Source organism: Ruegeria sp. CDSA241 (genome assembly GCF_059611265.1).
In genome coordinates this window covers 119,191-140,285 of the sequence record NZ_JBXWPF010000009.1, presented here as the reverse complement: position 1 = coordinate 140,285, position 21,095 = coordinate 119,191, and the positions used below count along the sequence as shown (strand labels likewise).

General features: G+C 56.1%; 19 protein-coding genes and 1 tRNA gene. 7 read left to right on the top strand and 13 right to left on the bottom strand.

Annotation, left to right across the window (positions count from 1 at the left end; genetic code table 11):
• The 5 genes from AC2FJV_RS10365 to AC2FJV_RS10345 form a co-directional block, all read right to left on the bottom strand.
• On the bottom strand, positions 1–1,131 hold the full coding sequence (locus AC2FJV_RS10365) for a murein hydrolase activator EnvC family protein (RefSeq protein ID WP_281995101.1): 1,131 nt from the start codon (positions 1,129–1,131) through the stop codon (positions 1–3).
• Entirely contained in the window at positions 1,128–2,645 is a 1,518-nt protein-coding gene (gpmI, locus tag AC2FJV_RS10360; RefSeq protein WP_496689307.1) for a 2,3-bisphosphoglycerate-independent phosphoglycerate mutase, read from the bottom strand. The genes AC2FJV_RS10365 and gpmI overlap by 4 nt, the downstream gene beginning before the upstream one ends.
• A gap of 104 nt (positions 2,646–2,749) precedes the next feature.
• The gene (locus AC2FJV_RS10355) at positions 2,750–4,423 is read right to left on the bottom strand and encodes a sulfatase-like hydrolase/transferase (RefSeq protein WP_496713633.1); all 1,674 of its coding nucleotides are present in this window, start codon (positions 4,421–4,423) and stop codon (positions 2,750–2,752) included.
• Positions 4,424–4,489: 66 nt separating this feature from the next.
• Positions 4,490–4,726: a (Na+)-NQR maturation NqrM gene (gene nqrM, locus AC2FJV_RS10350; protein ID WP_271948901.1), complete on the bottom strand. Its 237-nt coding sequence runs from the start codon at positions 4,724–4,726 to the stop codon at positions 4,490–4,492.
• A 14-nt stretch (positions 4,727–4,740) separates the two neighbouring features.
• Positions 4,741–5,766, bottom strand: a complete 1,026-nt coding sequence (locus AC2FJV_RS10345; RefSeq protein WP_271948904.1) for an FAD:protein FMN transferase — start codon at positions 5,764–5,766, stop codon at positions 4,741–4,743.
• A gap of 363 nt (positions 5,767–6,129) precedes the next feature.
• Here AC2FJV_RS10345 and AC2FJV_RS10340 point away from each other — a divergent pair, with 363 nt between their 5' ends.
• The gene (locus AC2FJV_RS10340; protein WP_271948907.1) at positions 6,130–6,654 is read left to right on the top strand and encodes a CBS domain-containing protein; all 525 of its coding nucleotides are present in this window, start codon (positions 6,130–6,132) and stop codon (positions 6,652–6,654) included.
• A 3-nt stretch (positions 6,655–6,657) separates the two neighbouring features.
• Here the strand turns inward: AC2FJV_RS10340 and AC2FJV_RS10335 are convergent, their stop codons facing one another.
• Complete coding sequence (locus AC2FJV_RS10335) at positions 6,658–7,428, bottom strand: metallophosphoesterase family protein (RefSeq protein ID WP_496713631.1); 771 nt, start codon at positions 7,426–7,428, stop codon at positions 6,658–6,660.
• Positions 7,429–7,587: 159 nt separating this feature from the next.
• On the opposite strand from AC2FJV_RS10335, the gene AC2FJV_RS10330 reads away from it, so the two are divergent.
• Both AC2FJV_RS10330 and tviB read left to right on the top strand, forming a co-directional pair.
• Positions 7,588–8,601 (top strand): GDP-mannose 4,6-dehydratase, encoded by a 1,014-nt coding sequence (locus tag AC2FJV_RS10330; protein ID WP_271948911.1) that lies wholly within the window; start codon positions 7,588–7,590, stop codon positions 8,599–8,601.
• A gap of 5 nt (positions 8,602–8,606) precedes the next feature.
• Positions 8,607–9,890, top strand: a complete 1,284-nt coding sequence (gene tviB, locus AC2FJV_RS10325; protein WP_496689481.1) for a Vi polysaccharide biosynthesis UDP-N-acetylglucosamine C-6 dehydrogenase TviB — start codon at positions 8,607–8,609, stop codon at positions 9,888–9,890.
• Positions 9,891–9,943: 53 nt separating this feature from the next.
• Here the strand turns inward: tviB and nqrF are convergent, their stop codons facing one another.
• Genes nqrF through AC2FJV_RS10295 form a run of 6 tightly spaced genes read right to left on the bottom strand, consistent with a single transcriptional unit; the run spans position 9,944 to position 15,804 of the window.
• Positions 9,944–11,167, bottom strand: a complete 1,224-nt coding sequence (gene nqrF, locus AC2FJV_RS10320) for an NADH:ubiquinone reductase (Na(+)-transporting) subunit F (RefSeq protein WP_281972904.1) — start codon at positions 11,165–11,167, stop codon at positions 9,944–9,946.
• A 10-nt stretch (positions 11,168–11,177) separates the two neighbouring features.
• Positions 11,178–11,786 carry an NADH:ubiquinone reductase (Na(+)-transporting) subunit E gene (gene nqrE, locus AC2FJV_RS10315; protein WP_142636377.1) on the bottom strand — a complete coding sequence of 203 codons (609 nt, stop codon included), beginning with the start codon at positions 11,784–11,786 and terminating at the stop codon, positions 11,178–11,180.
• The gene (locus AC2FJV_RS10310) at positions 11,786–12,439 is read right to left on the bottom strand and encodes an NADH:ubiquinone reductase (Na(+)-transporting) subunit D (RefSeq protein WP_142636378.1); all 654 of its coding nucleotides are present in this window, start codon (positions 12,437–12,439) and stop codon (positions 11,786–11,788) included. The genes nqrE and AC2FJV_RS10310 overlap by 1 nt, the downstream gene beginning before the upstream one ends.
• A complete protein-coding gene (locus tag AC2FJV_RS10305; RefSeq protein WP_496677034.1) occupies positions 12,439–13,254 on the bottom strand; it encodes a Na(+)-translocating NADH-quinone reductase subunit C in 816 nt (271 codons plus the stop codon). Before AC2FJV_RS10305 ends, AC2FJV_RS10310 begins: the two co-directional genes overlap by 1 nt.
• Positions 13,247–14,455 carry an NADH:ubiquinone reductase (Na(+)-transporting) subunit B gene (locus AC2FJV_RS10300; RefSeq protein ID WP_282027194.1) on the bottom strand — a complete coding sequence of 403 codons (1,209 nt, stop codon included), beginning with the start codon at positions 14,453–14,455 and terminating at the stop codon, positions 13,247–13,249. The genes AC2FJV_RS10305 and AC2FJV_RS10300 overlap by 8 nt, the downstream gene beginning before the upstream one ends.
• Before the next feature lie 5 nt (positions 14,456–14,460).
• A complete protein-coding gene (locus AC2FJV_RS10295; RefSeq protein WP_496708010.1) occupies positions 14,461–15,804 on the bottom strand; it encodes a Na(+)-translocating NADH-quinone reductase subunit A in 1,344 nt (447 codons plus the stop codon).
• A 276-nt stretch (positions 15,805–16,080) separates the two neighbouring features.
• On the opposite strand from AC2FJV_RS10295, the gene AC2FJV_RS10290 reads away from it, so the two are divergent.
• Together AC2FJV_RS10290 and AC2FJV_RS10285 are read left to right on the top strand one after the other, a co-directional pair.
• On the top strand, positions 16,081–17,196 hold the full coding sequence (locus AC2FJV_RS10290; protein ID WP_496713629.1) for a THUMP domain-containing class I SAM-dependent RNA methyltransferase: 1,116 nt from the start codon (positions 16,081–16,083) through the stop codon (positions 17,194–17,196).
• A gap of 115 nt (positions 17,197–17,311) precedes the next feature.
• Positions 17,312–17,388, top strand: a tRNA-Pro gene (locus AC2FJV_RS10285).
• Between the two features lie 80 nt (positions 17,389–17,468).
• On the opposite strand, the gene AC2FJV_RS10280 is transcribed toward AC2FJV_RS10285, so the two are convergent.
• A complete protein-coding gene (locus AC2FJV_RS10280) occupies positions 17,469–17,729 on the bottom strand; it encodes a hypothetical protein (protein ID WP_496713627.1) in 261 nt (86 codons plus the stop codon).
• Positions 17,730–18,363: 634 nt separating this feature from the next.
• On the opposite strand from AC2FJV_RS10280, the gene AC2FJV_RS10275 reads away from it, so the two are divergent.
• Entirely contained in the window at positions 18,364–19,443 is a 1,080-nt protein-coding gene (locus AC2FJV_RS10275) for an extracellular solute-binding protein (protein ID WP_496713625.1), read from the top strand.
• A 29-nt stretch (positions 19,444–19,472) separates the two neighbouring features.
• The gene (locus AC2FJV_RS10270) at positions 19,473–21,074 is read left to right on the top strand and encodes a BCCT family transporter (protein ID WP_496713623.1); all 1,602 of its coding nucleotides are present in this window, start codon (positions 19,473–19,475) and stop codon (positions 21,072–21,074) included.
• The last annotated feature ends 21 nt before the right edge of the window (positions 21,075–21,095 follow it).

The window sequence follows — 21,095 nt, the reverse complement described above, 5'->3', positions numbered from 1 at the left end:
TTATCCATCCTTGTCGGTCCGAAACCACGATTCCGGGTCCACGGGGCTGTTATCCTGTCTTACCTCTATATAGAGCGTTTCTGATCGGTCAGTTCCAGTGCCATCACCGCTTGTTGACAAAATTGCGCCGATTTCCTTCGATTCTGCAGGCATCAATCCGACTGGCGTCCCCCGGGGAATCACCTGACCGGCTTCTCCGTAGACCTCTTGTAGCCCGGAAAAGACAAATAGAAGCCCCGGTTGCGGCTCGAGGATCACCAGATTCCCCAACTCCAGTAGTGGCCCGCGATACCGTATCGTTGCCGCCGTTGGCGAGGTGACTATTGCGCGCGGTCGGGTGCCCAATACGATACCAGGGCGTTTGACACCGGCCGCATCGGTTTCATTTGCCCGGTGCAGGATGATGCCCTGCGTCGGCAGCGCAATTTGACCCTTGATACTTGATATATCCGCATCCGTTTCGGCGATTTGCCCTTCGGAGATCTGGGAAAGCCCGCTGGCAAAACCGTCAAGCGTTTCAGTCGATGAGATCAGGATCGCTGTGCGGATCGGGTCCTCGACAAAGCGGCGCGGCAAATCCGTTCGGTCTGCGATGGCGGTGCTGAGCTGGGTGCGGGCATTCTGAACGCCGGTCAAGCCCTCGACCAAGGTTTCCGAGGCGCTTTGCTGCAACAATCGCAGCGTGCGCACTTCTTGAAGATCACGCGCAAGAGACTGCGCTTTTGCGTTCAGACCTGGCGTAACCTCGGACAGCATCATACCGGCCCGGGCCGAGCCCAACGGCCCTGACGGGTGTAGCATCAGAACCGGAGGCGCCGTGGTTTCGATCGTTTGTAATACGCCCAACAGCTGTGCCACGTCCTTTTCCCGACTGCGCAACTCGGCTGTTAACTGGGCTTCGCGTGTTGCCGCCCGTCGTAGGCCATCCCGCATGGCCGACAGGCCCGCCTCATACGCCTGTATGGTTTCGGTCAGGGCACGGACCCGGTCGCGGGCGCTTTCGGCCTCGGTCAACGATACTGATGCCTGCTCAAGCATCTGCGCTGCATTCAATGCAGCGGTCGCGGGGTCGGTCTGGGCAACCGCCCTGGATGCAAAGAAAATCGCCAGAAGCAGCGCACGAAGCGTCATGAAAGCAGGCTCTTTCCAGTCATTTCAGGGGGCTGATCCAACGCCATCAGTTCCAGCAGTGTGGGCGCCAGATCGGACAGGCGACCATCCCGCAAGGATACCCCTGCTGGTCCCCCGACTAACGCCACGGGCACGGGGTTCAGCGTATGGGCTGTATGCGGCCCGCCGGTTTCGGGATCGACCATCATCTCGCAATTTCCATGATCGGCCGTTACAATCATTGCGCCCCCCACTTTTTCCAACGCGGCGACCACTTGCGCCAGCCCTTGATCCACAGCCTCACAGGCGCGGATTGCCGCTTGCAGGTCGCCGGTATGCCCAACCATATCCGGATTGGCATAGTTGGTTATGATCAGATCATAGCACGCCCCGATGGCTTCGACGAATTTTGCGGTTACTTCGGCCGATGACATCTCGGGTTGCAGGTCGTAGGTCGCCACTTTGGGTGATTTAGGCATAAAGCGGTCTTCGTTCGCCTCAGGCACTTCCTTGCCGCCATTGAGGAAGAAGGTCACATGCGGGTACTTCTCAGTCTCGGCCAGTCGGAACTGGCTGAGCCCATTTTTTGCCACCCATTCGCCCAGTGTATTGATGATGTCACGTTTGGGGAAAACAGTGGTCATATAAGCGCTGTGCCCGTCGGAATATTCGACCATGCCCAGCAGGGCTGAAGGCTGTGGGCGCGGGCCGGTGTCGAAATCATCAAAGCCGGGTTCGCCAATCGCCCGCAGAATCTCGCGGGCCCGGTCGGCGCGGAAGTTGAGGCAGAAGAACCCGTCTCCGTCTTTGATGCCGTGATAGCCGTCGAGGACGGTCGGAACGATGAACTCGTCCGTTTCCGACTGCTGATAGGCCTGATCCACGGCATTGCGCGCCGAAACAGCGCTGCGCCCTTTCCCCTTGATCATTGCACCATAGGCTTCGCTAACACGTTCCCATCGGTTGTCGCGGTCCATGGCAAAATAGCGCCCGCAGACCGAGGCAACACGGGCGCCGTCGGGCAAGCGCTCCTCAAGCTCTGTGATATAGGTCAGCGCTGATTTCGGGGCCACATCCCGGCCATCCGTAACCGCGTGCAAGGCTACGGGCACACCAGAATCCGTTATCGCCTTTGCCGCAGCAATGATATGGTTCAGGTGGCCATGCACTCCCCCGTCCGAGACCACCCCCAACAGATGTGCGGTGCCACCTGCAGCCTTTACCTTACCGATAAAGTTTTGCAGCGCGGAGTTGGCAAAGAAAGAACCGTCCTCAATCGCCAGATCAATCTGGCCCAAATCCATCGCAACAACGCGGCCAGCGCCAATATTTGTGTGACCGACTTCGGAATTGCCCATCTGACCACTTGGCAGACCAACATCCGGACCATGGGTGATCAGCTTGGCGTGTGGGCCCTTGGCCATGATCGCATCAAATGTTGGCGTGTCGGCAAGGTAAGGCGCATTGGCCTCGGTGTCCTCGGACAGGCCCCAGCCATCAAGAATACACAGGACGACGGGTTTCGGGGCGGTCATTTCGGCTCTCCGGGTTTGCTGCTCTTGGTTGGTCTTGTATCGCCTGCCCCGCGCAGGGTGAACCGCCTTTTGCCCTGATCAGGTCAGAATTCATGTTACAAAGGCTATTCCTTGCCGGTATGGTCCTGATAGGGGCGCGCTTTGCGGCCTCTGTATTTCACGGTCAATTCCAGTGGTGCGTCGTTTTCGTCATAGATTCCAATAACCACCCCTCTGCCCCGACTATTGGTGCGCATATCTATCAGTTGCTGTTCGGAACGTGTTGTGCGCTGCGACGGGCGACGCGCCCAAGTGAACAGATGGTCATACATCTTGGCGATGATATCCGCGTGTTCAGCACTGTTGCCAAGGTCGGTTAGTTCATTCGGGTCGTTTTCAAGATCGAACAGCAGTGGCCGATGCCCGCCTTCGCAATGGATCAGCTTCCAATTCTTGTTGGCCACCATGAACATCACTGCATCCCGAACCGAGGCATTCAGCTTTTCCGCCATGGGCGAGGCGGAATAGTCATACTCACTGATTGCCACTTCCCGAGGTGTCTCGACCTGATGGCCACGCAAGATCGGCAACAAGGAGTGACCTTCCAGAATGTGACCCGACGCTTCGCCTCCGGCTATGTCCAAGAATGTTGGGGCGAGGTCGATGGACTCGACCAGCGCGTCGCTGACAGTGCCACGGGTTGCCTCAGCCTCGGGGGATGGGTCATAGATGATCAACGGCACCTTGACCGATGCGTCCTGGAAAAAGGTCTTCTCACCCATCCAGTGATCGCCCAGAAAATCCCCGTGGTCCGAGGTTAACACGATCATCGTGTCCTCCATCCGACCCGTCTTTTCCAGCCATGCGAACAGCCGGCCCATTTGGTCGTCGGCCTGCTTGATCAGACCCATATAAGCGGGGATCACGGCGTCGCGCACATCCTGCCGCGAGAACGCCTCGCCAACCTTGGTGTCCATGAATGCCCGGAGCACCGGATGGGCATTCCGGCGTTCCGCCTCAGACCGGACCACGGGCAGGATATGTTCCGGTCCGTACATTGAGGCATAGGGTTCCGGCACGACATAGGGCCAATGCGGTTTGATAAAGCTCAGGTGGCAGCACCAGGGGCCGTCATGGGTTTCCATGAATTCGATCCCGCGCCCGGTCAGATAGGGCGTTTCGCTATCTTCCTCGGCAATATTCGCCGGCTGGGACGAGTTCTTGAGAAACCAGCCCGACAGAACATTGCCCTCAGCGTCGAGACCTGAATTGGCGAAGTCATGCCAGGGGTTGTCGCTGTCATATCCTTTGGCCGATAGATATTTGTTGTATTCCTTGGCTCCGTCCGGGTCATAATACCCATCCGGCCCTTCGGGCAGCATTCCGTCATCACGCTCGAACACGTCGAACCCGCATTCGGCCACGCGCGCACCAACCAGACTGTCCGGTTCCAGCCCCAGCCGCGCCATGCCTTCAGCATCCGCGCGCATATGGGTTTTGCCTACCAGCCAACAGTCCATCCCGGCCTTGCGCAGATGATCACCCATGGTCATCTCACCCACTTTCAGCGGGATACCGTTCCAAGAAGCCCCATGCGAATGCACATAGCGCCCGGTATAGGTCGACATACGGGAGGAACCGCAAATAGGAGACTGAATATAGGCCCTGTCGAACCGCACACCACGCGCAGCCAAGCGGTCTATGTTGGGGGTGTGCAGATGCGGATGCCCGTAACAGCTCTGATAGTCCCAGCGCAGCTGGTCGAACATGATGAACAGGATGTTTCTTGCTTTGGCCAAATCTGCGCCCCCGTTATTCAGGGACCTGCTTAGCCAATTCCAACCGCCAAACGAAGCGCTAAGTTATTAGGCTTGCCGTTCCATCTGCTCAAGCATCTTTTGGGCGCGTTTGCACTGAAGCTTGTCGCGCAAGGGGCTGTTAGGGTCCACGTCCTTTTGGCAGACCACACATTTATCCGCCCCCGAGATCGCATTCAGGCCTCCGCAGCTGCCCTTGATGGTCTTACCCATCAACATCACACCCAGCGACATGCCAACCATGATGATCAGCAGCAGAATGAAGGCCAGAATAAAAGTGCTCATCTCAGCTCAACCCGTCAGTTGGTGCCCAACGCCTCTTTGAACGCTGTGCTGTGTACCGTGATATAGGCATCCTCACCGCCTGTCACATCCCGCGAGATGAAATACACGGCAAGTTTATGCGTCTCGGCAAGTTTCAAACCCTTTTCCTGACCCAAGGCCAACATCGCTGTCGCCCAAGCATCTGCCATCATAGCATTTTCGGCCAGTACCGTGACCGAAGTGGTCCGATGCGTGATCGGGCGGCCAGTAGTTGGGTCAATGATATGCGAATACCGCACACCATCTTGTTCAAAGAAATTCTTGTAATCGCCGGATGTCGCCATACCCAGATCATCAAGCTGTACAATCAACTGCAGATTCTGCGCATCGGCCTGGGGTTTTTCGATCCCGATCCGCCAAGTTTCACCCTTGTCGTTATCGCCTCTTGTGACCAGATCGCCGCCGATCTCGACCATATAGTCCTCAATCCCAGCCGAGCGCAGCGTTTCGGCCACGGCGTCGATGCCATACCCCTTGGCAATGGCGGACAGGTTAATGCCGACTCCGGCATCGGCCTTCGCCAAAGTTCCGGCATCGCGATCCAGTTGCAGCAATCTGGCCTGTCCGACCCTGCCCAAAGCCGCCTGGATGTCAGCATCTGCGGGCACCGGATCTTCCGGTTTGCGCGGACCAAAGCCCCACAGCTCGATCAGCGGGCCGAGAGTCACGTCGAATGTACCCCCGGATTTCTCGTGCACATCATTCGCGGCATCAAGCACCAGCGCAAATTCATCCGAAACGGCTACAGGTTCAGTGCTGCCCGAGTCCGAGAAGGTCGAAACCTCGGAATTCGGGTCCCAGTTCGACATCTTTGCGTTAACTTCGGCCAGTGTCTGTTCGACCGCACCCGCCAGCGCTTCTTCATCAACATCGACACCGATGGCCGTGATGTTGAATGTCGTCCCCATCGTTTCGCCTGACAGACGTACCACCTCGGGCTCTTTGTCGAACAAGCAGCCGGAAATAAGTGTGGCGACAGCCAGGACTGGCAAGAAACGCATATGGGTCCCTCCTGAGGAAAAGCGTGCCCGGCATATGACAGCGGCCCTAATCAGAGTCAAACCTGCATCAGGCTTTCAGCGGCAGGAAGCCTAGCGCCAACAAACCGATTCCGGCGGGCACCCCGAACAGCCATGCTTTCTTCTGCCATCCCGGAGCCTGTTGTTTCCAGGTCATGCGAAAATTATGGCCACAAACGACAACCGCAAAAAATATCAGCGCGGCAACAGGGGGGGTCAGATAAAAGTTGGACAACGGGCCGGATTTCCTTGGTTTTTGGCAGTTTTCCCCGGTTAGGGCATTTGTACCCTATACAGGTCATATGGCTGCGGTAAGGTGAAAAGCAAAGCAAGAGGAGATTGCCCATGGCCCCAAGCTCTTACCAGCCACCGACACGCGGCGACAAGGCCGCGGCTGCCTCGCATAGCCAGTCGGTTGAATCGAACCTTTCTCATACACAGACAACAGTCGAAAAGCTGCTTGTTGGCAAAGGGGACGCGGTTTTTACCGTGCGCCCGAAAGACACAATTCATTCGGTGGTGAATATCCTCAAGGAAAAGCGTATTGGCGCTGTGGTGGTGACAGATCAGAATGGTACGCTTCAGGGTATCCTGTCCGAGCGTGATATTGTGCGCCGTATGGCCGATACTCCGGGCCAGACCCTGCCCCAATCTGTCGAAGATCTGATGACCCGCAGTGTACAGACCTGCGCGCCCGAGGATCTGTTGAACGATGTGCTGAAAACGATGACAGAGGGGCGCTTTCGCCACATGCCCGTCCTCAGCGATGGCCATCTTCGTGGCGTGATCACGATCGGTGATGTCGTGCATTTCCGCCTCAAAGAGCTGGAGTATGAAGCCCTTCGCATGAAGCAGATGATCGTCGGTTGACAGCTATTCCGGCTGCTCGTTGGTTGCGATGAACCGGACCTCGCCGGCGCGAATATCAGTGGCGGTCAACCTGCCACTGAAGAAGGCGCCGGTGTCGATCGAAACAACGCCATTCTCAGCGCGGGGCTCTGACGTGATCGTATGACCATGGACAACCCACTGGCCATCTTCCCGCATCTGCCGTGAGAAATTCGGATGGCCCCACAGGCGGACTTGGCGTGTCTGCTCATCCAATGGCTTGCCCGGGTCCAGCCCTGCATGCACCACAGTGACATTGCCGCTGGTCCAGGTCAGGGGACGGTCGTGCAGCCATGACAGCAAATCTTCGCCCATTGCGCGTCGCAATCTGTCAGCCACCGAGACAGCATCCGCACCAACCGTGTCTTCATCCACACCGGTAATTCCAAATGAGGCGAGCGTCTGCAGACCACCGTTTTGCAGCCAAAGCCTGCCGACCCGTTTTGGGTCATGGGTGAACCGCAACAGCATCTCCTCGTGATTACCCAGCAGGCAAATGAAATCGTTGCCGCGGACCCGGCTAAGGTGCCGTAACTGGTGCAGCACTTGGGCGCTGTAATTGCCACGATCAATGTAGTCCCCGACAAAGATCGTGGGGCAATCTGGATCCAGCCTTGCCAGCAAAGTTTGCAACAGATCCAATCGCCCGTGGATATCCCCCACGGCATAAAACCTCTGGTCAGGCGCGATGTCAGAAACTGAATTCTGCGCCGCCTGAGGTTTTTTCCACCTGGTTTTGATCCAATCCCACACCATCGCAATTTCCTACCCTGACTGGCGGGCAACAACAATCCGCAAGTGAATTCGGGTTCTGGATTGCCCCAATGGCGCGGTTTGTGGGAAAATCCCCTTGACCTTGAGGGGCTGAAAGTATCCCTGATGTTTCAAACGGTTTTGGTTTGGGTCGAGGGTTAAATGAAGCGCGTATTAGTCACAGGCACAGCAGGGTTCATCGGTTTTCACCTGGCAAAACTGCTACTGGCCGAGGGGTTTCAGGTTCACGGCTACGATGGGATGACGGATTATTACGACGTCTCGCTCAAGCAGCGTCGCCACCAGATGCTCTTGCAATCCCCTGGGTTTTCCGCAACCGAGGATCTCTTGGAAAACTACGACCAGCTTGCAAAGGTCGCCGAAGAATTCCAGCCCGAAGTGATCGTGCATCTCGCGGCGCAGGCTGGTGTCCGATATAGCCTTGAGGACCCGCGCAGCTATATCAATTCCAACGTGGTTGGCACTTTCAACGTCATGGAAATCGCGCGCGAGCATAAGGTAGACCACCTTCTGATGGCTTCGACATCCTCGGTTTATGGCGCCAACGAGGTCATGCCCTTTACTGAGGTCGAAAAGGCCGACACACCTCTGACGATTTACGCCGCAACCAAAAAAGCAAACGAGGCGATGGGCCATTCCTATGCCCATTTGTGGAACCTGCCCACGACCATGTTCCGGTTCTTCACCGTTTACGGCACATGGGGTCGACCCGATCTTGCGCTCTATAAATTTGTGGACGCCATCCTGGATGACCGCCCGATCGATATCTATAACCACGGCGACATGTATCGGGATTTCACCAATGTCGAAGACCTTGTCCGCGGTATCCGACTGCTGATCGATGTCCCTCCGGTGCGGCCGGACAGCGCAGATGAGATTGAAGAAGGTGATAGCCTGTCGCCGGCGGCGCCCTGGCGCGTGGTGAATATTGGCAATGGCGACAAAGTGCGCCTGATGGATTTTATCGAAGCCATTGAGGAAGCTATCGGCAAGAAAGCCATCCGCAATTACATGCCTATGCAGATGGGTGATGTTCCTGCCACTTGGGCGAATAGTGATCTGCTGCAAAAGCTGACCGGCTATCGTCCGCAGACAAATTTCAAAGATGGAATCGCCCAGTTTGTCGAATGGTTCCGCGACTATCATGGTAAGTGACGCATATGCTTGAAACCGACCCCAATTCCCGAAAGATTGCTGTGATCGGGCTGGGTTATGTCGGCCTGCCCCTGGCCGTGGCCTTCGGCAAAATTGGCAAGGTGATCGGATTTGACATCAATGCGGCGCGGGTCGAGGCACTACGCGCTGGCGTAGATGCAACGCATGAGGTTGAGCCACATGACCTGAGCGCGGCGGGCGGCCTGAAATTCACAACCAACCCCTCGGAGATTGCCGATTGCGATACCTATGTCGTAACCGTCCCCACGCCGATCACCGCAGGTAAGCAGCCTGATTTAGCCCCCCTTCTGGCTGCGTCGGAAACAGTTGGCCACGTATTGAAACCCGGTGATTTGGTGATCTACGAATCCACCGTCTATCCCGGCGCAACCGAAGAAGATTGCGTTCCGGTGCTGGAACGCGCCTCGGGCCTGACTTTCAACACGGATTTCTTTGCAGGCTACAGCCCCGAGCGGATCAACCCCGGTGACAAGACCCACCGTATCGCGGACATCTGCAAAGTCACCGCTGGTTCAACCCCGCAGGTCGCTGATCTAGTTGACGCGCTCTATGCCCGGATCATCACCGCTGGAACCTACAAGGCCGAAAGCATCCGCGTGGCTGAGGCCGCGAAGGTGATCGAAAACACCCAGCGCGACCTGAATATCGCTCTGGTGAACGAGTTGGCGATGATCTTCGGTCGCATGGGCATCGATACCGAGGCTGTGCTGCGCGCAGCCGGAACCAAATGGAACTTCCTGCCCTTCCGCCCCGGCCTGGTCGGCGGGCATTGCATCGGCGTGGATCCTTACTACCTGACGCACAAGGCCGAGGCCGTGGGCCATCACCCGCAGATCATCCTTGCAGGGCGGCGCCTGAATGACAGGATGGGCAGCTATGTGGTGTCGCAACTGGTCAAACGTATGACCCGTTGCGGTATCAATGTTGGCGCCGCCCGTGTTCTGGTGATGGGCCTGACGTTCAAGGAAAACTGCCCCGACCTGCGCAACACCCGTGTCGTCGACATTATCGAAGAATTGCAAAGCTATGGCATCAGCGTCGATGTCCACGACCCTCATGCCGACCCCAAAGCCGCGCACGAAGAATACGACCTGGCCCTGATCGACCAACCTGAGCCAGGGCTCTATGACGGGGTCGTCCTGGCCGTCGCGCATGCGGAATATCGGGCACTCGATCCTTTGCAGTTTCGAGCCTATGGCAAAGAAAACAGCGTAGTCTTCGACATCAAATCCTGCCTGCCACGCGAGGCAAGCGACCTGCGCCTGTAATCGAACCAAAAGACCTAAAATGAAACCGGCGCCACAGGGCGCCGGATAACTGATTACCCGCCGAAATCGTCGAGCATGATATCTTCGCGGTCCACACCCAGATCCAGCAGCATGTTGATGACCGACTGGTTCATGATCGGTGGTCCGCACATGTAGAACTCGCAATCCTCGGGTGCCGGGTGGTTCTTGAGGTATTCGTCGAACAGCACGTTATGGATAAAGCCGGTATAGCCTTTCCAGTCATCCTCGGGCTGGGCATCCGACAGGGCGACATGCCATTCGAAATTGTCGAACTCTTCCGCGAGGCTGTCGAAATCCTCGACAAAGAACATCTCTTTCTTGGACCGGGCACCGTACCAGAAGGTGATCTTACGGTCGCGATTCTCAAGCCGTTTGAGCTGGTCGAAAATATGGCTGCGCATGGGCGCCATACCAGCACCACCACCGATGAACACCATCTCTCTTCCGGTCTCGCGGGCGAAGAATTCACCGAATGGACCCGAGATCGTGACCTTGTCACCCGGTTTCAGGTTGAAGATATACGACGACATCTGGCCCGCCGGTATCCCTTCGGAACCCGGAGGCGGTGAGGCAACCCGGACGTTCAGCATGATCATGCCCTTTTCGTCCGGATAGTTGGCCATGGAATAGGCGCGTTCGATGGGTTCGGCAACGACCGAGTCGTATTGCCACAGATTGAAGCGATCCCAATCTTCGCGATATTCCTCCTCGACATCGAAATCAGTGTATTTCAGCGCATGGGCGGGGGCTTCGATCTGGATATAACCACCAGCGCGGAAATTCACATCCTCACCTTCGGGCAGGTCCAGCGTCAGCGCTTTGATAAAGGTGGCAACGTTTTCGTTCGACCGAACCGTGCATTCCCATTTCTTGACGCCAAAGACCTCTTCGGGGACCTCGATATCCATGTCTTGTTTAACTGCAACCTGACAAGACAGACGGTCGCCACAAGCGGCCTCGCGCTTGGTGATATGGCTTTCTTCGGTCGGCAGGATCGAGCCACCGCCGGAATGGACGCGTACGCGGCATTGTGCGCAGGTCCCGCCGCCGCCACAGGCCGATGGCACGAACAGTTTCTCAGCTGCCAGGGTTTGCAACAGCTTGCCACCGGCGGGCACGGACACGGTTTTCTCACCATTGATGGTGATGTTGACATTGCCCGTCGACACCAACCGCGACCGGGCGGCCATGATAAGGGCGACAAGCGCCAGAACGATCAGCGTGAAAAGAACGACGCCTAGGCTAAAGGTTTCCATTGCCGCCCCCTTACAGTTTCACGCCCGAGAAGGACATGAAGGCCATCGCCATCAGACCCGCGGTGATAAAGGTGATCCCCAGACCCTGCAGGCCATCAGGAATGTCCGAATATTTCAGCTTTTCGCGCACCCCCGCCATAGCGGTAATCGCCAGCGCCCAGCCAAAGCCGGAGGACAGACCATAGGTCGTGGCCTCGGCAAAGTTATAATCCCGCTCGACCATGAACAGCGAGCCACCCAGGATGGCGCAGTTCACCGTGATCAGCGGCAGAAAAATACCCAGCGCGTTGTAGAGCGGGGGGAAATACTTGTCCAAGACCATCTCGAGGATCTGAACCATCGCGGCTATCACGCCGATATACGAGATCAGGCCAAGGAAGGTCAGGTCCACATCCGGGAACCCGGCCCAGGCCAGCGCGCCCGGCTTCAGCAGATAGGTCAGCAACAGGTTGTTGGCGGGAACGGTGATCGCCTGCACGACCATGACCGAGATCCCAAGACCCAGCGCGGTCGAGATCTTCTTGGACACGGCGATGAAGGTACACATGCCAAGAAAGAAGCTGAGCGCAAGGTTTTCGACAAAGATGGCCTTTACGGCCAGTGAGATAAGCCCTTCCATCAGTGCGCCTCTACCTGCTGGATTTTGTATTCGCGTTCTTCGACCTGGTTCGGCTTCCATGTACGGAAGGCCCAGATGATCAGGCCGATGATGAAGAACGCCGAAGGTGGCAACAGCAGCATACCGTTGGGTACGTACCAGCCGCCATTGTTCACAGTCTGCAAGATGGTGACACCGAACAGCGACCCGGCTCCCAACAGCTCGCGGATAAAGCCGACTAGCAGCAGGATCAGCCCATAGCCCATGCCGTTGCCAACACCGTCGATAAAAGATGCTATCGGGGGGTTCTTCATCGCAAATGCCTCGGCACGGCCCATCACGATACAGTTTGTGATAATCAGCCCAACGAAAACCGACAGGGTTTTCGAAATCTGGAAGGCATAGGCCTTGAGAACCTGATCCACCAGGATCACCAGCGACGCGATGATCACCATCTGAACGATGATCCGGATTGAGCCGGGTATCTGGTTGCGCAACATCGAAATGAACATCGACGAGAAGGCGGTCACGAAGGTCACAGCCAGCGCCATTACAAAGGCCACCTGCAACGAAGAAGTCACGGCCAGCGCGGAACAGATGCCCAGGACCTGCAGCGTGATCGGGTTATTGTCGACAAGCGGGTCGACCAGCATCTCTTTCTTGGTCTGAGACATCAAAACTCTCCTGCTTGCAGTTTGGCCAGGAACCGGGCGTAGCCCGCGTCACCCATCCAGAATTTCACCAGGTTATCGACACCAACCGAGGTCAGAGTGGCCCCAGCAAGCGCGTCGACATAGAAATCGGGACCGGCGGCGGGCTGCGACTTGGCGACGGTAATCTGCAGCTCGCCTGCATCGTCGCGCAATTTCTTGCCATTCCACAGACCTTTCCATCGCGGGTTGTCCACCTCGGCGCCAAGGCCGGGGGTCTCACCATGCTGATAGAACTGCAGGCCGTAGATGTCGTTGCCGTTACTTTCTAGAGCGATAAAACCATAGAGCGTCGACCACAGGCCATAACCATGCAGCGGCAGGATCACTTTGTCTAAATCGCCCGCATCATCGCGCAACAGATAGATCACTCGGTACTTGGCCTGACGACCAATACCCGCCGGGTCAGTGTCCAATGCTACGCTGAGTTCAGGATCACTTGCAGCAGCCTGGTCATCAAAGGTTGCCGGATCGAACTGATCGTCGACAAATTCGCCGGTGGCAAGCTCGAGCACATGCGGCTCGAACGCAGCGAAGGCTTCGGTCACATCTATGCCCGGCTCGAAGACACCAGCCACCTGCAAAACGTTAACCTGTTTGTCCTTCAGCGCGTTGGCTTCTTGCACCGGGCGCAGGCTGACCGCAGCGGCGGAGACCACCATCGAGGCAACAAGACAGACAGCAACGGCGACGAAGATCGTCTTGCCAACCGAATCCGGCGAGGCGGCCAGAAAGCGAGCCAATGCGCCCTTGGGTTCTTGAGGTTGCGGATCAGACATGGCGACGCGCCCTCCGTTTGATATTGGCCTGCACGACGAAATAGTCGATCAGCGGTGCAAAGACATTGCCGAACAGGATGGCCAGCATCATGCCTTCGGGGAAGGCCGGATTGATCACGCGTATCATCACAACCATCACTCCGATCAAGGCGCCATAGATATAGCGGCCCAGGTTGGTGTGGCTGGCGGAAACCGGTTCGGTCACCATGAAGGCCAGGCCAAATGCATACCCACCCAGAACCACATGCCAATACCACGGCATCGCGAACATCGGGTTGGTATCCGACCCGATCAGGTTCAGCAGCAGAGTAAATCCGATGGTCCCGGCCAGACAGCCAACGATCAGGCGGTAATTGGCAATCTTGGTCATCAGCAGGAAGGCCATACCAATCAAGCAGGCCAAGGTCGAGGTCTCGCCAAAGCTGCCCTGAATGGTGCCGTAAAAAGCGCTGGACCATGTGATCCCTTCGGCAGCAAGAGCCTGTACGCCCTCGGCCGCTGACACCGCCAGCGCGGTTGCACCCGAGAACCCGTCAACCGGGGTCCAAACCGAGTCACCCGACATCTGAGCAGGATAAGCGAAGTACAAAAACGCACGACCAACCAGCGCGGGGTTAAGGAAGTTCTTGCCGGTGCCGCCAAATACCTCTTTGCCGATCACCACACCGAAGATAATGCCCAAAGCTACCTGCCACAAGGGTGTAGTGGCCGGCATAATCAGAGTGTAAAGCATTGATGTTACAAGGAAACCTTCGTTCACCTCATGGCCGCGCACGGTGGCAAAGATGACCTCGAATATACCGCCTGCGACCAGTGTGACGATGTAGATAGGCAGAAAATACATCAACCCGTGCATCACATTTGCAAAGACACTGCTGGGGTCCAGCGAGATACCAAACATCTGCAGCAGAGCGATGCGCCAACCGGTGGCAGAGTCCGGCCCGAGGCTGGCGATGGCCGAGTTGGCCTGATAGCCGGTGTTCCACATCCCCCAAAGGATACAGGGAATGGTCGCGATCACGACATAGGTCATGATCCGCTTCATATCCACGTAAGACCGCGCATGCGGGGCCACAGACGTCACGGTTTTCGGAGTGTAGATAAAGCTTTCGACCATCTCGTAGATGGGGAAATACTTTTCGTACTTGCCGCCCTTGGTAAAGTTCGGCTCGATCCGATCGAAGAAGCTGCGCAAACCCATTTGGATCAGCCCTCCTTTTCAATCTTGTTCAGGCAGTCGCGCAGCGCCAGCCCGTATTCATATTTTGCCGGACAGGCAAAGCCGACAAGGCCCAGATCCTCTTCGTCCAGCTCTAGCGCGCCCAGAGCTTGCGCAGTATCGGTGTCCATCACCAGTAGTGCCCGCAGCAGTTGCGTCGGCAGATAGTCCTGCGGCATCAGCTCTTCGAACGTACCCGTGGGCACCATGGCGCGGCGCCCCCCATTCAGATTCGAGCTGAGCGCGTACAGCTTTTTGGCGAAAGCAGAACCCAGCACCGGCTGAACCGCAAATTTCGAAGGCATCGGGCGGATCCAACCCATCGGAATCTGGTCGTGGTCCTCACGGATGATGGTCATCTGCCTTGCAAAACGCCCCAGATAAGCCGTTGGGCCATCCGCATGCTGACCAGATAGGATCGAGCCCGAAATGATCCGTGCCGTGCCCTCCACATCAATCTCATCCCTGGTCAGGTCTTCGGTCGACGCTCCCATCACCGTACGGATCAGGCGCGGCTGACGGGCACCCGGGCCAGTCAGGGCGATCACCAGATTAGGGTCCAGATGGCCCGTCTGCATCAGGCGGCCAATGGCGATGACATCCTGATACCCGATGGTCCAGACCTGCTTTTCGCCCGCAAGCGGTTCGAGGAAATGGATGTGGGTTCCGGCCAAACCCGCAGGATGCGGACCAGAGAATGCCGCCGCCTCTACGTCTGGCAGATCGCTACCCGGAACTGAAGCACCGTCCTGCTGGCACAAATAGGTTTTGCCCTCGGTCAGCTTGGATACGACTACCAGACCATCCGCAAATGCTTTGCCCGCGTCATTGATGATGAGTTCTGCATCTCCGGCCAGTGGCTCGCTATCCATGGCGGTGACGAAAATCGCTGCTGGCTTGGTGCCCGGAACTGGCATCTTGGAATAGGGACGCGTACGGAAAGCGGTCCACAGCCCCGCGGCGCATAGCTTGGCGGTAACACCCTCGGCGCTGTCCGCATCACCAACACCCGAGAAATCGATACCCGTGTCGTTGGCATCCGCAACCTCGATCACAACGCTTTGCAAAACCCGGCGCGCACCACGGTTGATGGCAACGATCTTACCACTTAGCGGGGCGACCATCATCGCCTCGGGTGCGTCCTTGTGACAGAATAGCGGAGTGCCACGTTGAACGTCATCCCCCTCCTGAACCAGCATTCGCGGTTTCAAGCCAAGGTAATCGCCCCCCAAAACCCCAACAGTCTTGAATTCTGGACCCGGATGGATGGTTTGTTCCGGTGCGCCTTGCACCGGCAGCTCCAACCCTTTTTTCAGTTTGAAAGTTTGCATGTCGCTACGGTCTTCCAAGCCTCTTTACCTGTGCCGGCTGAGCCAACACCTATCTAGTGTCAGACAATAACGCGAGAATTCCAAACAGTCGTCGCAAAAGCGTCGAATTGCGACTGAAATCCGCGGCCGTCCCTCTGATTGTGGCCCCTTTACGCGGGGATGATACCAAAAGCAAACCTGTAACCGTCAAAATTCCCTCACGGTATTCACTTTCTTGTATCACTTTCGCTGAAATTGCCTGTCGCGCCCCGATCATGTCCGGTGTAAGCACCCTTGATGGAACAAACGAACGATCTGGAAATTTTTCTGGTAGCAACGCCCGGACTAGAGGCGCCGCTGCATGCCGAGGCCACCGAACAGGGATTCGCCGATGCTAAGGTCATTGCCGGTGGCGTGGTTTGTCGGGGCGGGTGGCCCGAAGTATGGCGTGCCAACCTTTGCCTTCGGGGCGCAAATAAAGTTCTGGTTCGGATTGGCAGCTTTCCCGCTGTCCATCTGGCACAACTGGACAAACGCGCCAGAAAATTTCCGTGGTCAGATTTCCTGCGCCCGGAAGTGCCGGTAAAAGTCGAGGCGACAAGCCGCAAATCGCGCATTTATCATGCGGGTGCCGCGCGCCAAAGGATCGAACGAGCGCTGGCCGAGACACTGGGGACTCCAATCTCGACAGATGCAGCCCTGCGCGTGCTTTTGCGGATTGAGAAAGACATCTGCACATTCTCGATCGACACCTCCGGAGAGCCCCTGCACAAGCGAGGTCACAAGACTTCCGTCGCCAAGGCCCCCATGCGCGAGACAATGGTGGCCATGTTCCTGCGCGAATGTGGCTATCACGGGACCGAACCGGTGCTGGATCCCATGTGCGGGTCGGGCACTTTCGTCATCGAGGCTGCCGAGATCTCATTGGGCCTGCTTCCCGGTCGCACGCGTAATTTTGCATTCGAAAGCCTAAGGAGTTTTGATCCCGACATCTGGTCCGACATGCGCGCCGGGTCAGAACCCCCTGCCCCCGAGGTTCAGTTCTTCGGCTCCGACAGGAATGCAGGCGCAGTCGAGGCCGCAAAAGCCAACGCGGAACAAGCCGGTGTTTCGACCAATACAACATTTCATTGCCACTCCATCAGCGATCTGAAGCCCCCGCAAGGTGCTGAAGGGTTGGTGATCGTAAACCCCCCTTATGGCGCCCGGATAGGCGATGAAAAACGGCTGCGATCCTTGTATGGGAGTTTCGGCAAGGTTCTGATGTCACGCTTCAAAGGCTGGCGCGTTGGCATCGTAACAAGCACCCCATCCCTGGCCCATGCCACGCGCCTTCCTTTGCTTCCGGCAGGGCCGGTAGTGGATCACGGCGGCACAAAAATCCGACTTTATCGCACTGATCACCTGATCTGACATGGGGCTAATCACAGGGATTTTGAGCCTGCCCAAAGCCTGTTACTAATCACAAACCAGACCCAGAATCCCTCTTGCACATCCAAACCCTCAGGTATAAATCACCCGCCACGGTCGGAGTGTAGCTCAGCCTGGTAGAGCACTGTCTTCGGGAGGCAGGGGTCGGAGGTTCGAATCCTCTCACTCCGACCAATAAAGCAAGGTTTCAACTGCAAAGATTTTTTGCTGTTTGACCAATAAACCTACTTTTCCGCACAATTTGGTTCGAGGATTCACTGCATGAATCCAAGGTGATAGCTGTGTGGTATGAACTGCTTTACTCCCACGAAGTCAAAATGACGAACTGGTTGGCCTACAATGAAGCGTTGAAACGGCTCGGCGCAAGGAATGAGGCCCTGCGCGCCTCTAGAAACCTCTGTCGCGCCATCAGGTAAAATTGAGACAACGAGCATCGCTGGAGGAGCGTCGAGGGCAAGATAAATTGTATCAAATTGCTCGGCCGGTGCTTGCTGGTTTGCGACTTCAACCAGCAAGTCACAGAGTTACTGGCCCCTATCGACATCCTGAACGGTTACACAGCGAACGACATACAAATCACAAAGCGCGCAGGATATATTTGCCTACGCCCGTGGGCGGCGGCGATCATGCAGCTGTCATGAGAATGTTGATCAAGACTTCAAAGCTCCGCGATGTTGATATCCGTCGCGTGTGCGAAGTGGCACACCATGTCCTGGGCGTCGTCATTCCAGCGCCCGCGCACGCCCCTGAGGCTCTTTCGCCGAAGGTGAGATAGGCCCCAAGATCAGGTCCGTAATTAACTGTGGTCGATGAACAGGAACCGGTTTCTCTGTATCGCTGGCTTCTGGAAAACAACCTGTAACCGCAAGCCTTGTTTCTTGGTGGCTCTGCCAAATCTGTCGCTCTGTCTGGCGTAATAGTCGTATTTAGCTTTCGCAATTTTTGATTATTGCTGATCATCAGGGTGAATTTGATGTATTCTTGCTGAATGTGCTGGGAATTGACCAGGAGGACGACCCAAACAAAGCGCTTATACAAAATTAGAAGCGACTAGGGAGGAATTTGATGATGTACTATAGGCTAAAGGCGGTCAGGGGCTGTCGGATAATGATAGCTGCGCTGTTTTCTACTCTCTCTTTGAGTAATGCGATGGCGCAAAGTAACTCTGAGAGCGAAACCACAATCCCAGAGCCCGGGCCGTCCATCACCTTCACATCCTGGACCGGCCCTTACATGCGAAGTCAGATGCTTGGGTTTGTGCGCCCTTATGAGCAAGCCAAAAACGCTGATGTGCATGTTGCACATTACAATGGTGGCATCTCGGAAATCCGCGATCAGGTCGAAAGCGCAAATGTGATTTGGGATGTGGTCGACCTTACGCAAGCAGATTCACTTCGCGCCTGCGAAGAGGGCTTGCTGGAGAACATATCTGACATAGAACTGCCTGATGGCGTCGATGGTACACCATTTCGCGAGGATTTTGTCGAAGGTGCCCTGAATGATTGTGGCGTAGGAGTCATCGTATGGGGCACCGCATATGCGTATAACAATTCTCAATTCGAAGAAACGCCTCCATCAACCATTTCGGATTTCTTCGACACAGAAACCTATCCTGGGCCACGTGCCATCCGAAATGATCCGACAGTGATCATGGAATGGGCCCTTATGGCCGACGGCGTAGCCCGCGATGATGTGTATCCAACGCTCGAAACCGAAGAAGGTGTTGAGCGCGCGCTGAAAAAGATGGACGACATAAAAACCGGCCTGCAAATCTGGGAAACCGGGCGTGAACCCGTACGTCTGCTGAACTCTGGCGACATTGCGATGTCATCGATCTGGGCCACTACCGGTGCAACGGCCGCCCAGGAAGACGGTTCCGATTTTACGGTCAACATGGACGGCCGTGTGATTGAGCTGGATCTGTTCGGAATACCAAAAGGAAGCCAGAATAAAGAAGAGGCCATTGATTTTATTCGCTTTGCTAGCAGCTCAAATTCGCTGGCCGATATGGTCGGGTACCTGCCAAATGGTCCAACCCGAAAATCTTCGATGACACTCCTGTCAGACGACGTTTTGGAGCGCATCCCGAACGGTCCGGCGTATGAAGACAATCTTTACATTCTGTCGGACGCCGAGTGGTGGGCCACCAACCACGGGCGCCTGGAAGAGGCGTTCCAGTCCTGGCTCGCAACCTCCGCCCGTCAGGGCGCTGCGGGTTCAACACGGTAAGCCGAAACAACAGGTCTAAGAGGTGCAAAATGAGTGATCAATCAACACAGAAACCTGACAATCTTGTAGCAAAGAGCGGCTTGTTCAAAGGTATGAATCCGACGATGGGTATCGCGTCGATGGTGATGATATTGGGGTTTGTGTTCTTCACGATCCGTGATGTTGAAGCTTCAAGTGCGATCTTTGCGACAGGTAAAGACTTCATCATCGGTAGCCTGGACTGGTTCTATGTACTGGTCGTTAACGCGGCACTGTTTTTCGTAATTTGGCTTATGATCAGCCGGTTCGGACACGTGAAGCTGGGCAAGGATGATGACGAGCCAGATTTTTCAACGTTTTCATGGATTTGCATGCTGTTTAGTGCGGGCTTGGGATCTGGTCTGATCTATTGGGGCGTTGCAGAGCCAATGTTCCATATCCAAGGCAGCCCATTCCTTGAACGGGCGGGAATTGAACCAGGTTCGGTTGACGCGGCGGTTTCTGCGGTAACGATCACGAATTTCCACTGGGGTTTCCACGGTTGGGCCCTTTATGTGCTGGTTGGCCTCTGCCTTGCATATTTCTCGTACCGCCATGGGCTTCCTCTGACTTTGCGCACCGCTCTTTATCCTGTCCTGAAGGAACGGATCTATGGTCCCTGGGGTCATCTCGTCGATCTGATTGGCGTATTTGGTACAATCTTTGGCCTCGCAACCTCATTGGGGTTGGGCGTCACACCAATCGCCGCCGGTCTTGAGGATCTTGGCTGGATGGCAAACACCCAGACAAATCAGTTGATCCTCGTCGCAATCATCACCTGTCTTGGCACGGCTTCTGCTGCATCGGGTGTTGGCAAAGGCGTGCGTATCTTGTCTGAAGCCAACGTTATGGCAAGTGTTGGCCTGCTGCTCCTGTTCATCATTCTGGGACCCACGGCATTCCTGTTGGGCATAACCATATCCGGATTTGGAGATTACCTCTGGACGGTGATACCCATGGGTTTCTGGATCAACGGTGAGCCCGAAAACCAATGGCAGAGCTGGTGGACGATCTTTTACTGGGGCTGGTGGATCGCATGGTGCCCGTTTGTTGGACTGTTCATTGCGCGGGTATCAAAGGGGCGGACGATCAAGCAATTCTGCTATTGCGTTCTTCTTATTCCAACCTCAGTCGTGATGCTCTGGATGGGTGTCTTTGGTGGCGCAGCAGCCGGGGTTGATCTGTTCTACGACGCAAGTGTCGTCGAGGCGGTCAACAATGACTACGCCGCTGGCGTATTCCAAACGGTCAAAGGATTTGGCTACACATGGTTGGTGTACCCGATCACAGTGTTGATTACGGTTCTGCTGATTTCGTGGTTTGTCACGTCTTCTGACTCGGGGACACTCGTGATGTGCACAATGCTGTCGATGGGTGACGAGCATCCGCCAATCAAGTTCCGTGTATTTTGGGGTATTACCGCAGGCGTTGTTGCCGGTGTCCTAATGCTGGCCGGTGGGTTGAGCGCGCTACAGACAGCGTCCATCGTCGCAGGGCTACCAATCGCTGTGATCTTGTTGTTCATGATCTATGGTATTGTCTCGTCGCTTCACGCTGAGCACCCAGTGCCAGATGTTGAGGATAAGTACGAAATGGAGTTCCTCAACAGATAGGCAGCCATTGTGGTTCAATTT